Annotated in this window: 21 protein-coding genes; 4 read left to right on the top strand and 17 right to left on the bottom strand. The window is 37.3% G+C overall.

The window, feature by feature from the left end; genetic code table 11:
* Nucleotides 1–17 precede the first annotated feature (17 nt).
* The 6 genes from CDZ88_RS03280 to CDZ88_RS03255 all read right to left on the bottom strand — a co-directional run bounded on the left by CDZ88_RS03280 (nucleotide 18) and on the right by CDZ88_RS03255 (nucleotide 8,292).
* On the bottom strand, nucleotides 18–1,553 hold the full coding sequence (locus CDZ88_RS03280; RefSeq protein ID WP_100372175.1) for an HD domain-containing phosphohydrolase: 1,536 nt from the start codon (nucleotides 1,551–1,553) through the stop codon (nucleotides 18–20).
* 14 nt (nucleotides 1,554–1,567) lie between these two features.
* Entirely contained in the window at nucleotides 1,568–1,981 is a 414-nt protein-coding gene (locus tag CDZ88_RS03275; RefSeq protein WP_100372174.1) for a hypothetical protein, read from the bottom strand.
* A gap of 231 nt (nucleotides 1,982–2,212) precedes the next feature.
* Nucleotides 2,213–2,950, bottom strand: coding sequence for a LytR/AlgR family response regulator transcription factor (locus tag CDZ88_RS03270; protein ID WP_100372173.1), 738 nt, complete (start codon nucleotides 2,948–2,950; stop codon nucleotides 2,213–2,215).
* A gap of 39 nt (nucleotides 2,951–2,989) precedes the next feature.
* On the bottom strand, nucleotides 2,990–6,010 hold the full coding sequence (locus CDZ88_RS03265) for a PAS domain S-box protein (RefSeq protein WP_100372172.1): 3,021 nt from the start codon (nucleotides 6,008–6,010) through the stop codon (nucleotides 2,990–2,992).
* Nucleotides 6,011–6,350: 340 nt separating this feature from the next.
* Nucleotides 6,351–6,767 (bottom strand): universal stress protein, encoded by a 417-nt coding sequence (locus tag CDZ88_RS03260; protein WP_100372171.1) that lies wholly within the window; start codon nucleotides 6,765–6,767, stop codon nucleotides 6,351–6,353.
* A 64-nt stretch (nucleotides 6,768–6,831) separates the two neighbouring features.
* Entirely contained in the window at nucleotides 6,832–8,292 is a 1,461-nt protein-coding gene (locus CDZ88_RS03255; protein ID WP_100372170.1) for a SulP family inorganic anion transporter, read from the bottom strand.
* A gap of 303 nt (nucleotides 8,293–8,595) precedes the next feature.
* Here CDZ88_RS03255 and CDZ88_RS03250 point away from each other — a divergent pair, with 303 nt between their 5' ends.
* Nucleotides 8,596–8,778 carry a helix-turn-helix domain-containing protein gene (locus CDZ88_RS03250; RefSeq protein WP_100372169.1) on the top strand — a complete coding sequence of 61 codons (183 nt, stop codon included), beginning with the start codon at nucleotides 8,596–8,598 and terminating at the stop codon, nucleotides 8,776–8,778.
* Nucleotides 8,779–8,922: 144 nt separating this feature from the next.
* The gene (locus tag CDZ88_RS03245) at nucleotides 8,923–10,176 is read left to right on the top strand and encodes an MFS transporter (RefSeq protein ID WP_442857081.1); all 1,254 of its coding nucleotides are present in this window, start codon (nucleotides 8,923–8,925) and stop codon (nucleotides 10,174–10,176) included.
* A gap of 103 nt (nucleotides 10,177–10,279) precedes the next feature.
* Here the strand turns inward: CDZ88_RS03245 and CDZ88_RS17300 are convergent, their stop codons facing one another.
* Complete coding sequence (locus tag CDZ88_RS17300; protein ID WP_157796455.1) at nucleotides 10,280–10,450, bottom strand: hypothetical protein; 171 nt, start codon at nucleotides 10,448–10,450, stop codon at nucleotides 10,280–10,282.
* Between the two features lie 132 nt (nucleotides 10,451–10,582).
* On the opposite strand from CDZ88_RS17300, the gene CDZ88_RS03240 reads away from it, so the two are divergent.
* Nucleotides 10,583–11,197 carry a class I SAM-dependent methyltransferase gene (locus CDZ88_RS03240; RefSeq protein ID WP_100372168.1) on the top strand — a complete coding sequence of 205 codons (615 nt, stop codon included), beginning with the start codon at nucleotides 10,583–10,585 and terminating at the stop codon, nucleotides 11,195–11,197.
* Between the two features lie 19 nt (nucleotides 11,198–11,216).
* Here the strand turns inward: CDZ88_RS03240 and CDZ88_RS03235 are convergent, their stop codons facing one another.
* The 3 genes from CDZ88_RS03235 to CDZ88_RS17295 are packed head-to-tail and all read right to left on the bottom strand — an operon-like array spanning nucleotide 11,217 to nucleotide 13,539.
* A complete protein-coding gene (locus CDZ88_RS03235; RefSeq protein ID WP_100372167.1) occupies nucleotides 11,217–12,500 on the bottom strand; it encodes a hemolysin family protein in 1,284 nt (427 codons plus the stop codon).
* Nucleotides 12,501–12,550: 50 nt separating this feature from the next.
* Nucleotides 12,551–13,384 carry a DUF368 domain-containing protein gene (locus CDZ88_RS03230; RefSeq protein WP_232718537.1) on the bottom strand — a complete coding sequence of 278 codons (834 nt, stop codon included), beginning with the start codon at nucleotides 13,382–13,384 and terminating at the stop codon, nucleotides 12,551–12,553.
* 17 nt (nucleotides 13,385–13,401) lie between these two features.
* Entirely contained in the window at nucleotides 13,402–13,539 is a 138-nt protein-coding gene (locus tag CDZ88_RS17295) for a hypothetical protein (RefSeq protein WP_157796454.1), read from the bottom strand.
* Nucleotides 13,540–13,811: 272 nt separating this feature from the next.
* On the opposite strand from CDZ88_RS17295, the gene CDZ88_RS03225 reads away from it, so the two are divergent.
* Entirely contained in the window at nucleotides 13,812–15,434 is a 1,623-nt protein-coding gene (locus CDZ88_RS03225) for a GAF domain-containing sensor histidine kinase (RefSeq protein WP_100372166.1), read from the top strand.
* 248 nt (nucleotides 15,435–15,682) lie between these two features.
* Here the strand turns inward: CDZ88_RS03225 and CDZ88_RS03220 are convergent, their stop codons facing one another.
* The 7 genes from CDZ88_RS03220 to CDZ88_RS03190 form a co-directional block, all read right to left on the bottom strand.
* Nucleotides 15,683–16,000 carry a nucleotidyltransferase domain-containing protein gene (locus CDZ88_RS03220; protein WP_100372165.1) on the bottom strand — a complete coding sequence of 106 codons (318 nt, stop codon included), beginning with the start codon at nucleotides 15,998–16,000 and terminating at the stop codon, nucleotides 15,683–15,685.
* Nucleotides 16,001–16,035: 35 nt separating this feature from the next.
* On the bottom strand, nucleotides 16,036–16,416 hold the full coding sequence (locus CDZ88_RS03215) for an HI0074 family nucleotidyltransferase substrate-binding subunit (protein ID WP_100372164.1): 381 nt from the start codon (nucleotides 16,414–16,416) through the stop codon (nucleotides 16,036–16,038).
* Between the two features lie 139 nt (nucleotides 16,417–16,555).
* A complete protein-coding gene (locus tag CDZ88_RS03210) occupies nucleotides 16,556–17,167 on the bottom strand; it encodes a YdhK family protein (protein ID WP_100372163.1) in 612 nt (203 codons plus the stop codon).
* 101 nt (nucleotides 17,168–17,268) lie between these two features.
* Nucleotides 17,269–18,345, bottom strand: coding sequence for an acyltransferase family protein (locus CDZ88_RS03205; RefSeq protein WP_100372162.1), 1,077 nt, complete (start codon nucleotides 18,343–18,345; stop codon nucleotides 17,269–17,271).
* 191 nt (nucleotides 18,346–18,536) lie between these two features.
* Nucleotides 18,537–19,244 carry an RNA polymerase sporulation sigma factor SigK gene (gene sigK / locus CDZ88_RS03200; RefSeq protein ID WP_100372161.1) on the bottom strand — a complete coding sequence of 236 codons (708 nt, stop codon included), beginning with the start codon at nucleotides 19,242–19,244 and terminating at the stop codon, nucleotides 18,537–18,539.
* Nucleotides 19,245–19,478: 234 nt separating this feature from the next.
* Nucleotides 19,479–20,693, bottom strand: a complete 1,215-nt coding sequence (locus CDZ88_RS03195) for an MBL fold metallo-hydrolase (protein ID WP_100372160.1) — start codon at nucleotides 20,691–20,693, stop codon at nucleotides 19,479–19,481.
* 39 nt (nucleotides 20,694–20,732) lie between these two features.
* A complete protein-coding gene (locus CDZ88_RS03190) occupies nucleotides 20,733–22,397 on the bottom strand; it encodes an ABC transporter permease (protein ID WP_100372159.1) in 1,665 nt (554 codons plus the stop codon).
* Nucleotide 22,398: the final 1 nt, after the last annotated feature.

Here is a 22,398-nt window from a genome sequence, read left to right as displayed (position 1 = left end):
ATAACCGATTAACTCACTCAGACAGACGTTTCAAGTTTCATCGACAATTGCGATAAATCCTTTATCACATAGTCTATTTCTGGTATGATGCCCTCTTTAATTGATTGTCCTCCCGCAAAAAGGGTTAGTGCGGGATTTAGCATTTTTAATCGTTTGGCATAATCATGCAATAACTCCACCTGCTCGTGCATGGTCACAGAAAATCCAACCATTGTGATATTTAGTTGTTCAGTGTAGTCTAGAAGATCCTCTAAGCTTTGCTCCGTTAAGCATAGATGGACCTCCCACCCATTCACTCGAAGTGTATCGGCCACAAGTTTAAGTCCAAGGGTATGCTGGTCACAGCCGATATTCGTTAATAAAATATTCCCTTTTGACTGTTGATCTCTCATATAGTGTACAGACTTTAATGTCACTAGATCTTGGATCGTTTGATAGCCCACTAACTTTAGAGATTCTGAGATCCCTTGACATTCACTAATATCAACAATCGTTTTCGAGACAATTCGTTCAAAAATTTCTTCCACACATAATCCGTCGGTTAGCTTCTCATACCATTTTAATGCAGCCCATTGATTACCACTTAAGACCGACTGAATATATTGTTCCCATTCGATTTTTTCTTGTTCCAGTTCATAGTATTCATAATCCCAGTATAAAAATTGGTCTATTGTATCTTCTGCATCTATTTGAATGGAAACGCTTTCATCACTTGTTAGTTTGCTCACCAACTTATGATCATCAACGACCCGATAAAGAGAGGAATTATGATTCACTTTAACGATCGAATGTTTAGGATAGTGTTTTAATGTATTAATTATGCGCGTAACTAGTTGTGAATCGAATTTAGCACCGTCAATTAGGATAATCTCTAATGCACGATGTGTGCTGATAGGTTCTCGGTAGGCTCGACTTAACGTCAAAGCTGAAAGAACATCTATGACCATCAAGCATTTCACTTCATATACGATCTCTTCTGCTGTTAATTGATTCGGATAACCCGATCCATCCATTCGTTCATGATGGGATAAGGCAAGTTCCTCAATTAACGAGACAGCTAAGTTCTTTGCCACCCATTTCTGACCAAAGCATGAATGCTCTTTCATCGATGTGAACTCATCCCACGTGAGCTTACTATCTTTTAGTAAGATGTCATCTGAAATAAAAAGTTTGCCGATATCGTGAAGGAGACAGCCTGCAAGGAATAATGGAATGTTATCGATCTCTAACGCTTTTGCAAGATAAGCACTAAGTAAAAAGACATGAAATGAATGATAGTAGGTGTTATTATCCTTTTGTTTTAATGCTAGTAAGGAGGTTTTCACGGTTGAATGAGACAGAATTATCTGAAACATCTTATCAGCCAATTCCAACGTCAACTTGTCTTCTAATAGGAAATCTTGATCAACAGAATACATCATGACTGCTGCTAAACTTTCATTGAATAACCGATCGATCTCTGGAACTTTTTCTTGCATAGTGAAAAGGAAACCGATTTGATTGAAGTCATATTCATTGTCGCTCGAATGATTTGTATGAATTAATTGACCCATAAATGAGACACCACCTAACCAAGTAACGTCAGATTCAAGTACGAACTCTCGTTTAGTTGCTGCTCTAACGTTTCAATCATTGCATTAATATCGAAAGGCTTTAAAATCTTTACAGCTTGTTCGTGACTGTGGTTCGCTTGGAAATAATCTTCTCGGTCCCTTCCAACTATATAAACGATTTTAGATAGAATCGAACCATCTACACCGTGCTTCTCGATATCTTGCAAAAACTTTAGTTGGTACCCGTTTTCCGCTTCAAAGAGGACGATATCTGGATTTACAGTGTCGCACATACTGCTTAATTTTCTTAAGTCCGTTATCGTATGCACTTCAACAAAATCCCGACTCGATAAAATTTGCTCTAATAAATAATTAAGAGATTCATATTCTTGGTAAATTAGTATCATTTTTTTTCGATGTAAGGTCATAACTCTACCACCTTTCTTTTATATAGCATGATTAATTATTCTCTATATATACAATCTACATAATCAACACTGATATTGTCTAACTTCTATTAGACCCTATCGACAGGTTTTTATGACTTTTGACATGGTATTCTATCCTTTTCACGTCGAATTATGACCTTTTCACACACTTAAAAGACCCGAAGTTTACACTTGAGCCTTTTATCCTACTTTTTATCCATGTATTGGTCCTTATTTAATCAATGCTTGAAATTGATTAATCTTCAGTTTCGAGATGTGCGCCACTTCCGCATACTCTTCAAAATGCACCAAGTATGTTTTTCCAGAAGCTTCAACGGACAATACTTTATTTAGATTCACAATGAAAGAACGATGGGTTTGAAAAAACGATGAATCATTAATGGATCGTTCGATCGTCTCTAATGACTCAAGTGTCTCAAATAAACCTACCTTCGTATGGACCATCGTATCTTTGCCTTTTTTCTCAATAAACAAGATATGATCTAAACGAATATAAAACGTGTTTTTTCCTTTTTTGACAATAAGTTTACTTTGTTTACTTACTTGAGACGACTGATTTTGTTCTTCAAGAGTTAGGATTGTCACCGCTTTTTGAATGGCTTCATACAGTCGCTCTCTTTGTATAGGTTTCACAATATAATCAACAGCCGCTACATTAAATGCTTCAACGGCGTAATGGTCAAATCCCGTAATAAAGATAAACTTAAGATTCGGAGCGAACGTCAAGCAAAGTTTACTCGCCTCCATCCCATCTAGCTTAGGCATTCCAATGTCCGCTAAAACAAGGTGGACAGGCTCTTGGCCTTGTGAAGAGATAAAGTTAAGTAGTTCCTCTCCATCTTTTAATTCTGCCACTACATGAATAGTTGGGAGATTTTTCAAAAAGGCTGCAATAATTTCTCTTGAATCCTGATTATCATCGACAATAATTGTGTTAATTTTTCCCATATCGACCCCTTCTTTAAGTTGAATAGCACTGATTTCCTGTTATTTTCTCTTTTCTGGAAAGGAAACATAAAAACAGCTTCCTACTCCTTCAGCACTACGAACACCTATGCTGCCACCCATCGAGTCAACGAGTTGTTTAGCAAGAGACAATCCAATGCCAGTCCCTTCAAATTCATGTTTAACTCGTTCAGTTCGATAAAAATGGTCGAATATTTTAGCTTGATCTTCTATGGCAATTCCAATCCCTGTATCTTCAAATTCAGTCGTATAATAACCACCGTATTCAATAATCTCTATTCGGATTTCGCCACCTGGAACATTATACTTCACAGCATTCATTAATAGGTTAAGAAATACCTGACTCAGCCTCACCGGATCGGCGGTGATTTCAAATGTCGAACCTTTAGGCGTGCGATTGATTAACGTTATTCTTTTGGCGTCGATATGTGGGCTCATCATTTCAAGTGTTTTATGAACAAACGAGTGAAGTTCCACCGTTTCAAACTTTAAATTGGTCATGCTTTTATCTAATCTTGTTAACTCTAGCATGTCATTAATTAATTGAAGTAAATGATCCCCTGATCGCTTAATCCGTTGTACTTTATCAAATTGCGATCGAGATAACTCAGGGTCAATTTCCATCTCAAGTAACTGAGTAAATCCTAAAATGCTATTCAATGGTGTTCTTAATTCATGGGAAACATTTGAAAGGAAATCAATTTTAGCCTTTGTTCCCTCTTGCGCACCTTCTAAAGCTTGACGTAATGACAATTGCAATTGTTTCTTGTCGGTAATATCACTAAATTTCCATAAATGAACATCCAATTGATAGTCGATCGCAATCGGTACGTAATCTCTTAGAAGTACTCGTCCATCTTTTAATTGAATTTCTTCAAATTTCCGAGGGGTTTTCTCCTCTACAATTGACTCCATTTCTTGCTTAAAAGCTTCAGGATCAACAAATGAATCTTGATAGTTAGGAATAGCCTCTAATACATTTTCCCCTACTAGTTGATCCATTTGTCCGGACAAATGGAACATCTTACAAAACAATTGATTCAACAGAACGATTGTACCATGTTGATCAAAAACGAGGATACCTGTTGGATCATTTTCTATTAGATTTTCTAAATAGGCTTTCTTCTCTATTGTTTTTTGATGTTGTTCTCTCTCTGTCGTAATATCTAAGAAGGTCACAATGACCCCTTTTTGGCGATCATCTTGATATAGACACTCTGTATTAAGTGCAAACCAACTCATCTCTGAATCTCGTTTAAACCCGATGATTTGATTATGTTCTCCTACTTCCGTTTGAAGCGTTCTTAACCACGGGTACTCAGCGGCCGATAATGGTTCTTCATTCTCTTTAACAAAATGATGTGTTTCTTCTAGAAGGTTCATCTGAATAAAGTCATCGTAAGGCAATTGTAACAACAGTGTCGCTTTTTCATTCACTGTAATGATTTTCCCTGATACATCAATAACAATAACACCTTCTGTCATCGTTGTTAAAATCGATCGATACAATTCTTCATTTTCTCTAAATTTATTATCGATCGAATTTTTATCTGTAATATCAATTGCAGTACCGACAACTTCAGTGACTTCTCCAGCTTCAATGCATGGTTTAAGTGACATAAAATAACTAACACCATTGAAGTCTCCCTCATACTGAACAGCATGTCCTTGCCATGCCTTTTCATAATAAGGAGTTTTGATCTCGTCTAGTTCATCTGAGGCAAACTCCCTTAGAGCTTTCCCGACAACTTCCTCTGTTTTTAAACCGAGTCGTTTTGTCAGTTCACCATGAAAGTAGGTGTGAATAAACTCTCCATTCACTTTTTTGAATTTCACGCTGAAGCCAGCAATATTCTGAGTCGTACTTTTTAACGTTTGTTCACTAATGAGTAGTTGACTCTTTACCATCTCTTGCTCAGTCACATCGTTGGCAATCACATTAATCCCCATAAATCGACCATTATAGAGGATAGGTAATTGGGTCACATGAAGTTGCAAACGCTTCCCATTCTTTCCTCTCATGTTTCCTGAATACACACGAACAAAACCAGAACTCGCCTCTAGAACGGCTGCATTCACTTCATCCTGAGCACTTTGTTCAAAAAGAGAGGAAAACATGAGATTAATTAATTCATCTTTTTTATATCCGGTACGATCGATAAACGCTTGATTAACTTTAATTAATTCTCCAATTTTGTTTAATGAGCACACCAAATTTGGATTCTTTTCATACAACGAACTTGCCTGTAAATCACTCATTTTTTTCGCATGCAAGACCGCTTTACGATCTAAAACTGCCGTTACGATAATAAATGTGAAAAGGATAAAAATAGAAGTCGTAATCCAATAAATAAGAATCACATTCTCCCGATTTCCTGTTTCTCTAGGTGTGAACATCGTCGTTACATCTACAAACGGATACATCCCTAAATAATGGATCGTCAAAGAACTAGAAGCTAATAACAGAGCCGCCCTCATTTTATTTGAATGAGAATCACCATCTACTTGTACGATTCGCTCCATCACATGAAAAGCAAAATAAGCTAAAATCGCTCCTATTAAAAAAGCTGTTCCAATGATCCAGCCATTAATAATTACTGAGTCAAGCATAGAGAACATTCCAATATAATGAACGAGCGAAATCCCAAAGGCAAAAATAACACTTATCATCATTCGCTTTTTATTGTTATTTTGAGAGTGACCTAATAAAACTAATGTGATAGCTGCTGTTAAGATAGATAAAACAATGGTAATAAACACGACACTATATTCGTAGTGTTGGTGACTGCTAGTATGTTCAAATCCAAGCATGCTAATAAAGTGCATACTCCAAATTCCTAATCCCGATGTAACAGAAGCTATAATCAACCAAAGCTTCCGCTTAAAATACTGTTCTTGGTGAGCCATCTTACCAACTAAATCGATCGAAGTAAACGCAGCAACCACCACAATAATGATGGATAGAACAATCGATAACACAATCAAATTATGATTTAATAAGAGAAAACCTACCAAAAATCCACCCTCTTCAAGTAATAGCATCACAGATATCCTTCTTATAAACTATTACACAATTTTACAAGCATGACAATAAGACTATTATAGTAAAAACAACAACCTTAGAAAGATTACCTAAGCTACCTCTTGAGCAATCTCAATCTATTTACGTAATACATGGGAATAATATCTATATTTTGGTATAAAAAGTAAGTGGTTGTATAAACAAACGACTTGAAATAATTAAGTGTGACACCATTCTACTATTGCCAGATCCTCTGATGAATTAGTTTGCACCGTGGATAAATTATAAGATACACTCTCAATTGAATTTTATGCTCCAAAAAAAAGAATCGCAATTAAAACATTGCGATTCTTTTCTTATTTATTTCACAATCAATACTGGTGCTTCTACTCGCTTGGCAATCTTGTGACTGACACTACCGAGTACCATTGTTTGTAGATTGTTTAACCCTCTACTCCCAACAACGACACAATCATAATCTCCGTTGTTAGCAAATTCAACAATCGCTGGACCTGCTTCGCCGCGCAAGATATGCGATTCGTGTCGAATGCCTTCTTCTGCAAAATACGATTGAACGTTTTGGATCTTTTCTTTGCGTTTAAATTCAATGGCTTCTTTACTTGCATTGTGCAGGACATCTTGCTTGGATGATGAGCCACTAACCACATATACGATATCAACTGTGCCCTCATTTTTATCAACCAAAGCTCGAGCTTGTTTCGCCGCTCGCAAAGAATGGTCAGATCCATCTGCTGCTAATAAAATCTTCTTATACATCTATTCATTCTCCTCTCTCGTACAACTGAAGTTGGCTACATGTTGTAGCCAACTTCAGTCATGTTTAATGTCCGGAAGCTTTCGATAAGCCCCCAATTTTTTTCTTTAATTTCTCACTATCACTATTTAATCCAGTATAACTCACTTTAATGTTATTCTGCTCGAATTTTGTCTCGATCTTATCGAATGCACCAATTGCTGAGTCATCCCAAAGATGAGATTCAGATAAGTCAAGAACGACTTCTTGAATATCTTCTTTATAGTCAAACTTCTGTGGAAGATCATTGACCGATGCGAAGAAGATTTGACCACGAATTCTATAAATCTTTTTCTTTCCATTTTGAGCCATGATGCCTTCCACATGTACTTTAGAAATTTTAGCAGCAAAGAAGATCGCACTTAAAATAACCCCTGCAAAAACCCCTTTTGATAAATCATGCGTATAAACAACTGTACCAACCGTGACAACCATTACTGCAGCGTCACTCTTTGGCACTTTATGGATCGATTTCAGCGAGCCCCAATCAAATGTCCCGATTGCAACCATGATCATGACACCAGCAAGTGCAGCCATTGGAATTTGAACCACCACTCCACCTAGTACAATGATCAAGAACATTAAGAAGACACCCGCTACTAAAGAAGATAAACGTCCAGTTCCACCTGATTTAACGTTAATAACCGATTGTCCAATCATTGCACAACCTGCCATTCCTCCGAAAAATCCAGTGACAACATTTGCGTAACCTTGCCCGCGACTCTCTTTGTTTTTATTACTTTCTGTATCCGTCATATCATCAACAATGTTAGCTGTTAGTAATGATTCAAGTATACCAACAACAGCAAGAGCTAATGAATATGGGAAGATAATCATTAATGTTTCAAATGTTAATGGAATTGATGGGATTAAGAAAATTGGTAAACTTTGTGTCAAAGTACCTAAATCACCAACTGTACTTACACCAATGTTACCAAAGATGACAATTGCCGTAACAACAATAATGGCTACTAACGTCGATGGAATTGCCGTTGTAAATCTAGGTAAAATATAGATGATTGCTAGTGTTAAAGCTACTAGAGAATACATCATCCATGTTGCGCCTTCAAAATGTTGAAATTGAGACGTGAAAATTAAAATCGCTAATGCATTAACGAAACCAACCATCACCGATCGTGGAACGAATTTCATTACTTTGGCGAGTTTAAACACACCGAATAAAATTTGTAAAATTCCTGTTAAAATCGTTGCTGCCAATAAATACTGTAACCCATGATCAGCAATGAGCGTAATCATTAATAGCGCCATCGCACCGGTTGCACCAGAAATCATTCCCGGACGTCCACCGACAAAGGCAATGACAACAGCTATACAAAATGATGCATAAAGCCCTACCATTGGGTCAACCCCTGCAATGATTGAGAAGGCAATCGCTTCAGGAATTAATGCTAAAGCAACAACGATACCAGCCAATACATCTCCTCGTACATTGCCAAACCACGTTTGCTTAATTGATTGTAAATTCAATTTAGCACCTCTTTCTATTATATTTTTTTGCGACTTTCGACTCTCACGAAAGCCAATGTCCGTTATCAACAAAGTGAATAATACCACAGTTCATAAATTACTAAAAGTCTCATGTAAACGGAAACAAGTACTATATTACTCCGAAATAATACGTTTATCTCCACATTACTATCAATTTCTATTTAACTAAATTTAAATATAACCATTTATAACTGAGTATAATTTAATGGGTTTGTTGTGCATTAGAGGCCTTAATATAGTATGATTAAAAAAATGCTACACTTTGATTCGGAGGGGTACTTAATGGAGAAAGAGATTATGACAGTGACTCAAGTTGCGGAATATTTACAATTAAGCGAAATGTCTACATATAAATTGGTTCAAGAGGGAAAAATTCCAGCTTTTAAAATCGGTAGACACTGGCGTGTAAAAAAAGAAGATCTACATGAATTCATTGAACGACTAAAAAAGGGCGAGAGAATTTAATATAGGTATAATTCCAACCGAAGAAGACCTTATGCTCGCTCATAAGGTCTTCTTCGGTTGGACGTAATCTCGTAAACATAGAAAAATCCCCTCTGCTTACATACTAAAGTTTAATTATTATGACGACTATTAACTGCCTTTGGAGTGATCAACTTGAGAAGTTACTTTCAATCTTTATATTATGGTTGGGTCATTGTTTTTATCTGTTCTTTCGCAGTCTTTCTATCAGGCCCCGGTCAAACGTATTCTAACTCTGTTTACATCGACGAATATATTCGTTATTTTGGCTGGTCTCGTTCTGAAATTTCTGGAATTTATTCAATCGCAACTCTTTGCGCAGGCATGTTAATGATCTTCGTTGGTCGATATGTTGATCGGTTTGGTCAAAAGACTATGTTGATTATTGTAGGGACGTCTCTAGGATTAGCTTGCTTCTTTAATAGTTTTGTCAGCAACATTTGGATGATGGCGTTTGGCTTTTTCCTCATTCGACTATTTGGGCAAGGAAGTATGACACTTGTTCCAACTACTCTTGTCCCGCAGTGGTTTATTAAAAAACGAGGTCGTGCGCTTAGCTTTATGGCAATTGGAAGCTTCGCAAGTGCCGCTTTTTTCCCTATAGTAAATACATGGATGATTAACACCTGGGATTGGCAAACTTCTTGGCAAGTATGGGGAAGCGTGTTGCTGTTTATTTTTGTACCATTGGTCATCATAGGGATCAAAAACAAACCTGAGGATATTGGCTTATTACCAGATGGCATTTCTACGAATCTCACTTCTAAAGACAAGACTTCTAATCAGTCATTCATTACAGAGATTGATTGGACATTAAATGAAGCGATGAAAACAAAAGCATACTGGCTCGTCTTAATCTGCGTAGCTATTCCTGCCTTAGTCAATACTGGGATTACCTTTCATTTATTATCGATCTTTGGTGCGAACGAATTAACCCCACAACTCGCTGCAACGATCTTAAGCATGATGGCTCTTGTCGGTTTTCCCATTTCATTTGCCGCAGGATTTATTCTCGAGAAAGTAAGAACGAATTTATTGCTTACTGTTATTTTCATTTTAGAAATTGCTCTTCTTGTCATGCTTCTTTTCACTAATACCATTTGGATGGCGATTTTATTCGGTGTTTTATGGGGAACAGCCAGTGGCTTAGAGCGAATCACGCTCAATATTATCTGGCCGAACTATTTTGGCAGGAAATATTTAGGGAGTATTAAAGGTACAGCTGTCACTGTCATGGTTATCGGCTCTTCTTTAGGTCCGCTGCCATTCGGCGTTGGGTATGATGTGTTTCAAAGTTACACTCAAGTATTACTATTGGCAATGATTTTCCCCGTGATCGGGTTGGTGTGTTCTCTTCTTGCTAAAAAACCAACGAAATAAAAAATGGACAGTGATAAATAAGAGCTAAAGCTTTTATTAGTCACTGTCCTTTATTGTTTGTTGAAGATACATTCGTTCTTCAATAATATCAGGATGTTTCATATTACTGTCCACTCTTCTCTGTAGGGATTTGGCTCTGTCTCAGCCTTTCTTTTAAAATGGCTAGCTCTGTCATCACTTTTTTCTTACTTTCATCCGAATGTACGTGTTTTAATTTTTTATTCAAATGCTCAATCTCAGATTGAATACAGGATTGATCTTTTTCAATCGGCATTTGTTCTCCTCCTTCACACCATTAGTTATACTCGTTACCTTACAATAAATCTTAACTCTTGAATAGCCAAACCTTTTATAATCAATTATACTCATTTATAATGATATCAAATATATTATAAGCGGTGATTTTTTGTTACAAGATACAGGTGAAAGAATCATTCCAGAAGAGATGAAACCGACGAACGGATTATTACTCGAACATGTTGCCCGTTATTATTTTTCAACTCCATATGTTGGTGGACGTGTACTCGATATTGCATGCGGAACAGGATATGGCAGTGTGCTGATTGCTAAAACAAGAAAAAAAGAAATTAATGAATTAATTGGATTGGATATTGATCAAGAAACGATTGACTATGCTAAGACACATTATTATCATCCTCTTGTCACTTTCGATGTTGGTGATGCCCTTGATCCTTCTTTAAAGGAAAAGATCGGAACGTTTGATACCATTCTTTCCTTTGAAACGATAGAACATGTCCCGGATGATCAATTATTCGTTGATCGACTTTATGACTTGCTGAAACCAGGTGGTACCATGATCGTTTCTACTCCTTTCGGTCAAGGAAGAGGCAAACCTTGTGGCTCTCCCTTTCATTATCATCAATTAACCGAAAAAGAATTCCAATCCCTTTTTAAAAGATTTGATGAATGTGATATGTATTACCAACGATATGTTACGATCGAGCCCAAACGACCAGACGTATACTACCCACTAGGTGTGGCGGTATGCAAAAAAAGATAGCCTAATAGGCTATCTTTTTTTATATTGCCGTTTCTTTTTTTATTTCACCGAACGCTTCATTGAGTTTCAAATGAACTTGATGAATTCTTTTTTCTTCGGCCTTTTCAATCTTAAGTTTAAGACCTTGATAAATGAACTCTTCTCCTACCTTTGGAACTCGTTGGAATTCTTCGATAAGCCATCCACCTAACGTGTGATTCGTTGTTGTTGGTACCGATATCTCAGCAAAATCGGCAAAATCATCGATCGAATAATCAGCATTCAGTACATAACTCAATGGACCGACTTGCTTGACTTGATGCACGCTGACATCATGCTCATCCCAGATCTCCCCGACAATTTCCTCTAGAATATCTTCTAACGTAATTAAACCCGAAGTTCCCCCAAATTCATCAATAACAATCGCCATATGAATTTTTTGTTTCTGAAGCTCTGGTAGCAAAGAAGAAATTTTCATAGATTCAACGACAAAGATAGGATGACGCAGAAGAGCTTTTAAATCAAGGTTCTCTCCCTCTTGAATATACGCAGTCAAGAAATCACGTTCTGAAAGAATCCCGACGATGTTATCAATATTCCCTTCATACACTGGTATTCTCGAAAAATGTTCTTTTAGAAAAACATCCTTGATCACGTTAATCGGCTGATTGATTTCAACTGCTACCATATCTGTTCTCGGCTTTAAGATTTCGTTAACTAGGATGTCATCAAATTCCAAAGATCGATGGACCATTTCTTTCTCATGCTTCCCAATGACGCCTTCATCTTCACTGATTTGAATCAGCATTTTGATTTCTTCTTCCGTGACAGAAGGTGTGAGGTCATTGTTTTTGACAAACTTTGATACAAAGATCTTTATTTTAATAAAGATCCAAGTGACTGGGTAGAAAAGTTGAATCAAAAAATATAGAAACCCAGAAGTTTTTAATGCGTATGCTTCGGCATATTCTTTCGCCAACGATTTCGGAATAATTTCTCCAAAAATCAACACTAAAATCGTAACAACAAACGTACTAATAAACACACCGAGACTCGGACCAAACAATTGGATCGCAATTTGTGATGAGAGTGTTGCAGCTGCAATGTTGACAAGGTTATTCCCAACTAGAAGAGTCGAAAGCGTCTTATCAAAATTCTCTGCTATTTGAACAGCCTTCTTAGCTCCCCGTCTCCCTTCATCTTCATAATTCTTCAGACGGATCTTGTTCACACTTGAAAAGGCAGTTTCAGCAGATGAAAAAAACGCGGACAAAACTAATAGCAATACAAATAACGAGATCAAACTCGACGGAACATCGTCCATCTATACATCACACTCCATTATCATTTTCATTCATTTTAATCGAAAACTCATTATTTAGCTAGTTCTTTCTTTATTGAGAAAGAACTTAACGTCGAGACACTAGCCCCTCCCAAAATAAAAGAAAGTAAACTAATAATCACAAGCACCGGTTGATCAGGAATACCTGGAAAAATTACAATCGTTGATCCAAGAATGAACCCGATGATTAAGGCATACGTCGATATTTTGTGGTTTTGAAAAAGTACCGTAATCAGTCTACTAGTCGTTAGTATCCCCACTAAAACCCCTATTCCAACAACGATAATAATCGGAATGACCATATTCGATAAAGCATGAATAACTGTCGGATAGACACCAATTAATAGTAAAACAAACGATCCACTTACTCCTGGCAAGATCATAGCCGAACTAGCTAGCCACCCTGCGATAAATAAGAAAGCATAATCACTCCAAGTAAGCTGCGTCATCACATTAGCTAATTCATCGCTTGTTATAAAGTATGTAGACCCAACTAAGATCGCCCCTATTAACAAAACGACGTAATGATAAGGTTGAAACGTCTGCTTGTAGTTAATGTCTTTTAAAAGAAATGGTACAACACCTATAATTAACCCTAAAAAGAAATAAAACAAAGGTTCGGGGTATTCAACTAACAGCCATTCAATCGTGTGACTAACTGAAACTAAAGCTAGCAAAATTCCTAATCCTACTGGTATTAAAAATAAAATATGCTCTCTCCAATTTTTTGAGAACAAACCATTAATCGCGGCAATGAGTGAGTGATAAATTCCGAGAACAAGTGCAATCGTTCCTCCACTTACTCCAGGAATAATATCACTTATCCCCATTGCCATACCTTTAAAAATATTACGCCATCTAAACAAAGCTTTCTTCCCCTTCATTAAACACTAATATCTTTGAATACATCATAATCGATTGAATTGAATAAGAACAAACAATCGATCATTTTCACTAATTTTTTCACATTTATTGAAGAAGTAGCGATATTGGCTTTCGTTGCCCTATATGTTATCTTCATGACCTCTTTCCCCTACTACATCGTGCTCATCCCAGATCTCCGTTCCTCCAAACTCATCAATTATAATAGCCATATGTGACCGCTTTTTTTGTATCAAAGCGAATGTCTCTGCATTCTCTTTTAAGCTATACCATCATTTTTAATCAAGGATCAGATATCCACCGAGTTCGCGTCCTAAATTTATACAATTTTTCAGATTCTTTAAAAATAAACTAACAAAAAAGTCACGATTAAAGATATAATAATATCACAATGATTAAAAGGAGTTTTTAATGACTTATTCTGAGTTAGAGAAACCAAGGGCTGTCATTACCAAAAGTAAAGATCTTTATCTGACCTTGGATGCATCACATATGATCACTACATCGACTAATCGAGATTTATTAGAAGCCCTTAACATAACAACTTATAACACCTTATGGGATGTCCTCCCTGTTACTAGTCATTCATTATTTACAGAATATATCCATCATGCACAGGAAGAAATGGTACCTGTCTTTTTTGATACTTCATCTCTATTTTCTGAAGATGATAGTTTTACTGTAGGTGTCTACCCATTCATCGATGGGTATTCTTTTCATTTAAAAGACTTGAGTAAACAAAAGAAGAAGGAACAATTGATGCACCACAACCATAATAGGCTATCATTATTGGCTGAAACAACCCATGACCTTATCTTGAAAGAAAACCCTAAAGACTTATTAGATACTGTGTTCAATAGCTTATCGGAGTATTTAGATTTAGATGTCTATTTTAATTACATTCTTAATGAAGCAGAAAATAAGCTTCAATTGATGAATTACCACGGCATTTCTGAGAGCACAGCTGCTACGATGCAATCGCTTGAACTAGGAGAAGCTGTATGTGGCACTGTTGCCCTTCGTAAAAGTAGATTAATCGCTGAAGATATTACTCATTCGATCGATCCCCTGGTGACTTTGATAAACTCTCTGGGTATTCAAGCCTATGCTTGTTATCCTTTAATGTCTTATGGCAGGCTCCTAGGTACCTTGTCATTTGGCTCTAAAACACGAACAACGTTCACCGTCGAAGAGATAGATGTCATCGATCAAGTGTGTGAACAAGTATCAGTTGCATTAGATCGCTTATTTTTAATAAACAAATTAACTGCATCTAATCATGAATTACAACAACTAAATGGACAATTAATCCAAACCCAAATCGAAGCAGAAAAAGCTCATAAGGCCAAGTCCGATTTTCTCGCGATGATGAGTCATGAACTTCGCACGCCACTTAATTCTATTTTAGGTTTTTCACAAATTTTAGCTGCTGATTCAGATGCCCCTTTACAAAGTGGGCAACAAAAGAAGCTAGATAAGATCATTACAGCTGGTGAGCACCTATTAGTCATCATTAATGATATTCTTAACCTAGTAAAAATTGAGAACGGGAAACCGTTTCTTCAGTTTGAGAAAGTTGATCTTAAAGCAATAACGTTAAATAGTGTTGAGTTGATGAAGCCTTTTGCTCAATCAAAATCAATCACTTTTGTTGATCAACTATCAAAAGAGAACATACCTTTATTCATTCAAGCAGACCCTGCTCGTTTAAAACAAGTGCTCCACAACTTGCTAAATAACGCGGTCAAGTACAACAAAGTACACGGATCGATCAAGCTTTACTATCAGCTCGATGGCGAATCTGTAACTTTATTAATCCAAGACACAGGTATCGGTATCCCTCAATCTGAACAAGCGAAAGTATTCGACCCCTTTTACCGTTCCGAAGAGTTTACAATGGAAGCCGAAGGAACAGGTATCGGCCTCTCTTTAGTGAAACAGCTTGTTACGGAAATGAAAGGCAAGTTACGTATGGAAAGTCAGCTTGGCATTGGAAGTACCTTTTCCATTACGTTTCCTTTAAGTAGAGAATAGAGAAAAAACCGAACTTTGATAAAAGGTTCGGTTTTTTTCTTATCTACGATGCTAATCTTAATGGGTATGCGTTTCAAGCATCTCAAATAGATTACTTCTAAATGAGACATCGCTTTTAATATACAAGTCTTTTTTATTTAAGAAACATGAATGCTCGGGTTTCACATCGACAATACTTAAATTTTCTCAAAATGATGAATGAAAAGTGAGGATAAAGAAACAGTTGAGGTTACTAATCGATTGTTAGCTCATAGTTGGTGTTCATCTTTTTTAGGTCGTTCGAATAAGGTAAATGAATGTTTGTGAATTTCTTCCTTTAAAGTAGAAGGGGCAGTTTCCCATTTAATAAGATCAATTTTTAGTAACGTTTCTAGCTCATTTTCTACTTTTTCTATGAGCGCTAAGTATTCTTCTTGCGACATCTTCGGGGCAACAATAGCAAGGTCTATATCCGAACGATCGGAGTGATCACCCACCGCTCTAGATCCAAATAAGATGATTTTCTCTATGCAGTTGAACTGTTGTCCGAATTGTATAATTTGCTTTTCCACTCGTTCGGGAATCATCTTTACCCCTCCTGTTTTTTTTAAGTACGATGAATTTATTCTGTTAAGTTTTTGTGCGTTTCCACTAATAATGGGTAATGGATTTTGATTCGATCGTAAATTTGCTTCGCCTTATCTTCATTGTACACATGTGAAGTTTCGTTTCGATCTCTTAACATTTGCAACCACGCTGTTTCATTATGTATCCACCCTGCTGCATAGGCTTCCTTTAAAGACTGACGTGGTGTACTAGCCTCGATACCTTCTACTTCTAACATCCGTTTTAATGTTTTCCAAAAAAGTTCGATTGTAAATTCAAATCTTCGAATCGTGCCGTCTATAAACAAACTATTCGTTTCGTCCTGGTCAAGAGCTTCACCTAATCTAGTAATGGCATTGCCTAAATTGTACAGACTAATTTTAACTCTTCGCTCCAAGCTTAACGACCTCCGTCTACTGTTATATATAGTTCTTCATTATATCATATGAATGCCTAGCCCATCCTTGAAATTCGCACCCTACTTTCTAATTCAACAACAAAGAGAGAGCCTGATTCACCCGACTCTCTCTTTTCTATTACTGGTCCATTTCTGATAGCTCTTCTTCTGTCACCCACTTATGGTTCTCAACTTCTTGTCCATTGTCTGTCAAAGTAAAATCAACCATATATACCGTCGTTTCTTCGGCTGAATCGATGACTGCAACGGCTCCTTCCATGCCATCCATATGATCGGCCTCTAAAGTTACCTCATCACCTGCTGAAAATGGTTCAGCGTTTGCTTCTTCCAATTCCTCATGAATGACCCATTTATGATTCTCTTCTCTTGGTCCACCATCAGTCGGGTCGTAGGAAACGGCATAAACCACTGTGTCATAAGCACCAACAATCGTCGCCTCAGCGCCTTCCATTCCTGGCATATGACCATCTGTGATAATAGCTTTGCTACCTACTTCAAAAGTGGGATTCGCTGCCTCTTCTAAACTCTCTGGCACCTCACCCGAACTAGAGTGATCCATATGAGCATGGTCATCCATGTCAGAATGATCCATTTCTTCACTTTCCTCCATGTTTTCACTTTCCTCCATTACTTCATCTGGATTGATATCCTCGTTTGTATCACCACAAGCAGATAACACTAAAACCGTTGAGAATATAGCGCTCCCTATCATAAATTTTCCTCGCTTCATTGTTTTCACCTCTACCTTATCGTATTGTCATTCGCCTACTCATTTTAAACTTTATCTTTTTATTCGATCGTCCTAATTATACTATTCCACATTTCCAAATTTTAAAACGAACGCCCCTTCCCTCGCTTAACCTCAACGTCCTCTGTCATGACTAATTGCTTCCCGATGATATATTCACTGTATTTCACCTTTGATAAGAGCTGGGCTAGTACGATCGATCCTCCTACAGCTACGATGTAAACAAATACAAAGTAAACAAGCGGATTAAGAAAGTCAATCGGCACCATGACATACAAAATAAACTTGTGTAAGAGATAAATATTAAACGAATATTTACTGATGAATTTGATAAATACAGGCACCCTGTTAATTTTCATTGTCAGAACAATAATGGCAAAGATCATACTCATCGTATAGAGAAGCATGTCTACTCGTTTTGATGACACAACATTTAATATGTCTGTAAGAACTAAGACGACGATTAGTGCAATTGAGAGCACAGGCAGAATCAATATCTTCTTTTTATGTTCAAATAGTTTAACCTTTAATGCCTCATAGTTTCTCCCGCAATAGTACCCTAAGACAAAATAGAAAATCCACCCTAGAAATGGCACCCAATACCCTCTTAACCAAATATATTCGGCGGCTGCCGATGTATTCACTGGCTCCGTAAAATTAAAGAATCCTAAATACGATACATTTATGATAAAAGCTAGACTCAACACTAATTTTGGAGACCAGTTTTTTAAATGTTTCTGTAACAATACATGTAAAAGATAAAACTGAAAAATAATTAAAATAAAATACCCATAATAACCTCCGAGAAAAATATGGACAAAAGCTTGACGGATCGCCTCTAGCAAGGAATCTGAAATAAGAAAAGCAAATAATAACCCGATCGAGACAAACGGTATAAGCAGAAACTTAATTCTCTTTTTGAAAAAACCTTTTGGGACATCGTTTGGATACGCTTTTGCTAACAATAATTCTGATAAGAAGACAAAGGCAGGTGTACCAAAGTACGCCATAAACCGGAGTAATATCAATAGGTGCTCTTCTAATTGGTTCGCACTATATTCATAATTCGCAAGTGTTGTATCAACGGCATGAGTTGTGGCTACAGCTAAACAGGCGATCGCTCTAATCCAAAATGCTTCATTTATTAGTTGTTTATTCAATTAGGAACACTCCCATGGATTTCTACACAAAATTTGCTTTCATCTATTCTTCCCTTAAATAAAAGAAGATATAAGAGAGCTCTTAGCGTAATACCCTTAAAAGTGACGGATAACCCTGGTTTTTAATTGGAAAACACCAGCTCCATGTGGTAAAAACAGAAAAAACAGCCGGCACATGCCGACTGTTTCTTCTAACTTTTTCCTTGACTATGCTTATAAAATTCGTGAAACAACTTCATCAGCGCTCGTTTTTCGATTCTTGATACATAACTCCTGGATATCCCGAGATCCTTAGCGATTTCCCGTTGCGTTCGCTCGTCTTCCATGTCGAGCCCAAACCGACCAACAATCACTTCTTTTTCTCGCTCATCAAGCACATGAATGTACTCATAAATTTGCAATTTCTCCATCTTTGTTTGAATCACATCAGCAATATCTTCAGCATCTTCTTGGAGAACATCAATCAAGGATATTTCATTGCCTTCCTTATCTGTTCCGATCGGGTCGTGTAGAGAGATATCTTTTTTGACTTTTTTAAGAGCACGTAAATGCATGAGTATTTCATTTTCAATACATCTTGCAGCATAGGTCGCAAGCTTTGTTCCTTTTCCGTCCGAATAACTCTCGATCGCCTTGATCAGACCAATCGTTCCAATTGAAATTAGATCTTCCGTGTCCTCTCTTGTGTTCTCGAACTTCTTGACGATATGGGCTACTAGTCTTAAGTTGTGTTCAATTAACAAGTTACGCGCCTCGCCGTCTCCTTCTTGCATTAACTTTAAGTATTTCTTCTCCTCGTCTTTCTTTAGTGGCTGCGGAAACGCATTATTTTTTACATACGATACAAACACAATGATTTCTTTTACAAAATAAGACAGTGCCGCTAACATGCTAGACACGACCTCACCCCCAACGATGTCTTTTCTACATTCATATGTCACGCTGGGCTTGGCCGTGTCTGTACAAGAAAAAGAATACTGTCATTTACTCATTTACATTCTAACCTTTACTGCCGTTATTATAGACAGTTCGTGTAGTGTTGCATGTAATAAATCTTTCAAACGTAAAAAGGCTCAGATCCATAATCAGATCTCAAGCCTTTTAATTATCTAACCTACGCCATTGTAGATGAACTAGATGTAGATCGTTGAATGTTGCTCAACAACTTCTACACTTTTTAAATTTAATTTCTCGCTTAACTGCCTAACCTCGACGTTTAGTCCGTGTGTAAAAACAATCTTTTGTGGTTCAATCTTTTTGATCAAACGGGCTGTTTCTTTTGTGCCTGGATGAACTTTATAACGAAAATGCTCATAATTCACGTTCGGATCATCCTTCGTTAACGTTTGCAACTCTTTGTTTTTCGGACCGGTTGTGATAATTAGTTGAGGAACTACTCTCTTCTCTTGTTGATGAGCTTGCAAAATATCATTTTCTTGAAAGAAGCCAACACCTAAGTGAGTTGACTCAAGCCAAGTGCTTACATCCACCCCTACGACTTGATCTTGAAGAAAGAGTTCTACATCATGTCGTTCCATTTCTTTATACCACGATTTATTTTGCATAGCATCTTTAGAAGATTGGATAATTTTTGGAGCAGCTACAAGATGATAGTCTTTTTGGCCATTAAAAGATTCACTTAACAGTGCGAGTAAATCCTGTGTCTTCCCGGTCAAAGGGCCATGAATAAGAACTTTTTTGCCTGTTTGTATTGCATCACGTATGGCTCCTATTAATCTACTCGTATAGATGGATTGGCTCAATGGTTCGTCACCGTACGCACCATCAAGAACCGCTAAGTCTACATTTTTACAGATCGGATCCTCATAATGAAGCAGTTTTGATTCAAACGAATAGTCACCGGAAAAAAATATATTTTTGCCTTTATATTCAACATTATACCAAACGGAACCAGATGTATGCCCACTCTTCCCATACGAGATCGTTAAACCGCCTAAACGTTTTAACTCATCTAATGACTTAAACTTCACAAGCGACAATGCCGCGTCTGGAAAAGGAATTTCTTTTTGATTTATCTTCTCCCTATCAAGCCAGACTTTCATCGCATCTGTACTTTGACTGATCGTTTCACTTGTCGCATACACCTCACCTTCGTATCCTAAATGATAAAGAAGGGGTAAGGCAGCAACATGGTCCTCATGTGCATGAGTAATACACACTGCCGAAAGATTTTTTGCGATTTCTTTTGTTAGAGCTGGGTACGTATCTTTAGTCGTTTGACCGCCCTTCATCACACCGCAGTCAATGAGAACGTTCATTTCTTCTGCTTGTAGTAAGAAGCAGGATCGTCCATATTCTCCTGCTCCTCCTAAAAATGTCACTTTCATTTTCAGCTGTCACCTACCTACATAACATCCAAAAAGTTGTTATGCTTTATACTTTTGTGATCGATCTTTAATCCGTTCAACAACAATGAGTACCAATGTTGTTAAGCCTACCGATACGAGAGCCATAGCCATCCCTAGTCCTTGTGTTCCTTGTTCAAATTGAGAATAAATAAACGTAGCTGATGTGTGCATATTAGGTGGTCGTAAAATTAGTGACCCAACAAGCTCTCGCATAGAAATCGCGAATGTCATAATCCAAGCTGCTAAAATTCCTGGCATGATTAACGGAATTAGCACTGTACGTGTCATATACGTACTACTTGCCCCACTCATTTTAGCTGCTTGAAACAGCGAATCACCAAGCTGTCCATAGATCGCTTTAATGTTTTGTACGGTAAATGGCAAGTATAAAATGACATAAGTCAATGCAAGCATCATCCACGTATTGTACACATTAAACGGGTTCCATGGTGCGTTCCAAGTTAAGATTAAACCAACAACAACGACAATTCCTGGTACGGTGTTAGGAGCTAAGCTTAGAAAATCCATGCTCTTCCCAAGCGCATTACGTTTTTTCATAATAATAATTGATACCCAAATACCGATGGCGACACTAATAGTAGCTGCAACCGCCGCTAACCAAATACTATTAAAGAGAGCATCTCGCCCACTTCCTGTAAATAACTCAACAAAATGTTTAATGGTCAAGTTAGAAAAAGCTAAGCCGTTCCCTTGAATATTCATAAAAGCGGTTGATGCCACAGAGAAATACGGCACACCAATAGCTAATCCTAATACGATCATTAAATATATCCATGCAAAGATTTGTTTCTTACCTAATGGATTAAAGGCACGCGTTTGTCCCTTCCCTGACACCACTTTGTCATGACGTCTGCTTACAAACCATTGCTGAATATACCAAACCGTCATACTCACACCAAGTAGCATCGTCGAAAGAATCGCAGCTTTCCCAAAATCAAGTGGCCACGTAGAAGAGTAACGGTGTATCTCTGATGTTAAAACGTAGTAACCAATTCGGTTCCCTAACGTGACTGGTGTACCAAATTCTCCTATTGTTTTAACAAAGACAAGCAACGCGCCCATACTATACCCTGAGAAAAACAGTGGAATAATGATACGCTTTACCCGGTACATAAAGCTACCACCATGGATGAGTCCCGCTTCCTCTAATCGTCCACCAATATTTTCTAAGTTATTTCTCATGATTAAATAGATGAAAGGGAATAAGTGTAAGCTCATCACAAGTACCATACCAAAATATGAGAAGAAATAAGGCGTTACCGAAGAGAGAAACGGAAACAGTTGCTCTGCATAACCGTTTGATTGCATAGATAAAATCCAGCCCATAGCCCCAATGTATGGTGGGGTCATGAATGGAATGATTAACACAATGTCAATCCAGCGATGCTTTCTCATTTCGGTACGGGCCATAAAAAAAGCAAGGGGAGCAGCAATAACTGATGCTCCCACAACAACCCCGAACCCGAGTAATAACGAATTCCATAGTACCTTACGATAATGCTCTTCGATCAGAACTTGAAATGGAGCTAGTCCTTCAAATGTTCCATCCGGCATCAAACTTCTCATTATTATTAAGAAAAGTGGCATGAATACTAGAATGAACAGTACGGCTAAGGCCAATAAGGTATTAAGCTTTTTCATCGGGTCGTTAAACCTAAACATG

Origin of the sequence: Bacillus sp. FJAT-45037 (assembly GCF_002797325.1) — a bacterium.
Taxonomy (GTDB): Bacteria; Bacillota; Bacilli; order Bacillales; family Bacillaceae_D; genus Alkalihalophilus.
The sequence above is the reverse complement of the archived record's forward strand: the minus strand, read 5'-3'. Positions and strand labels throughout refer to the sequence as shown.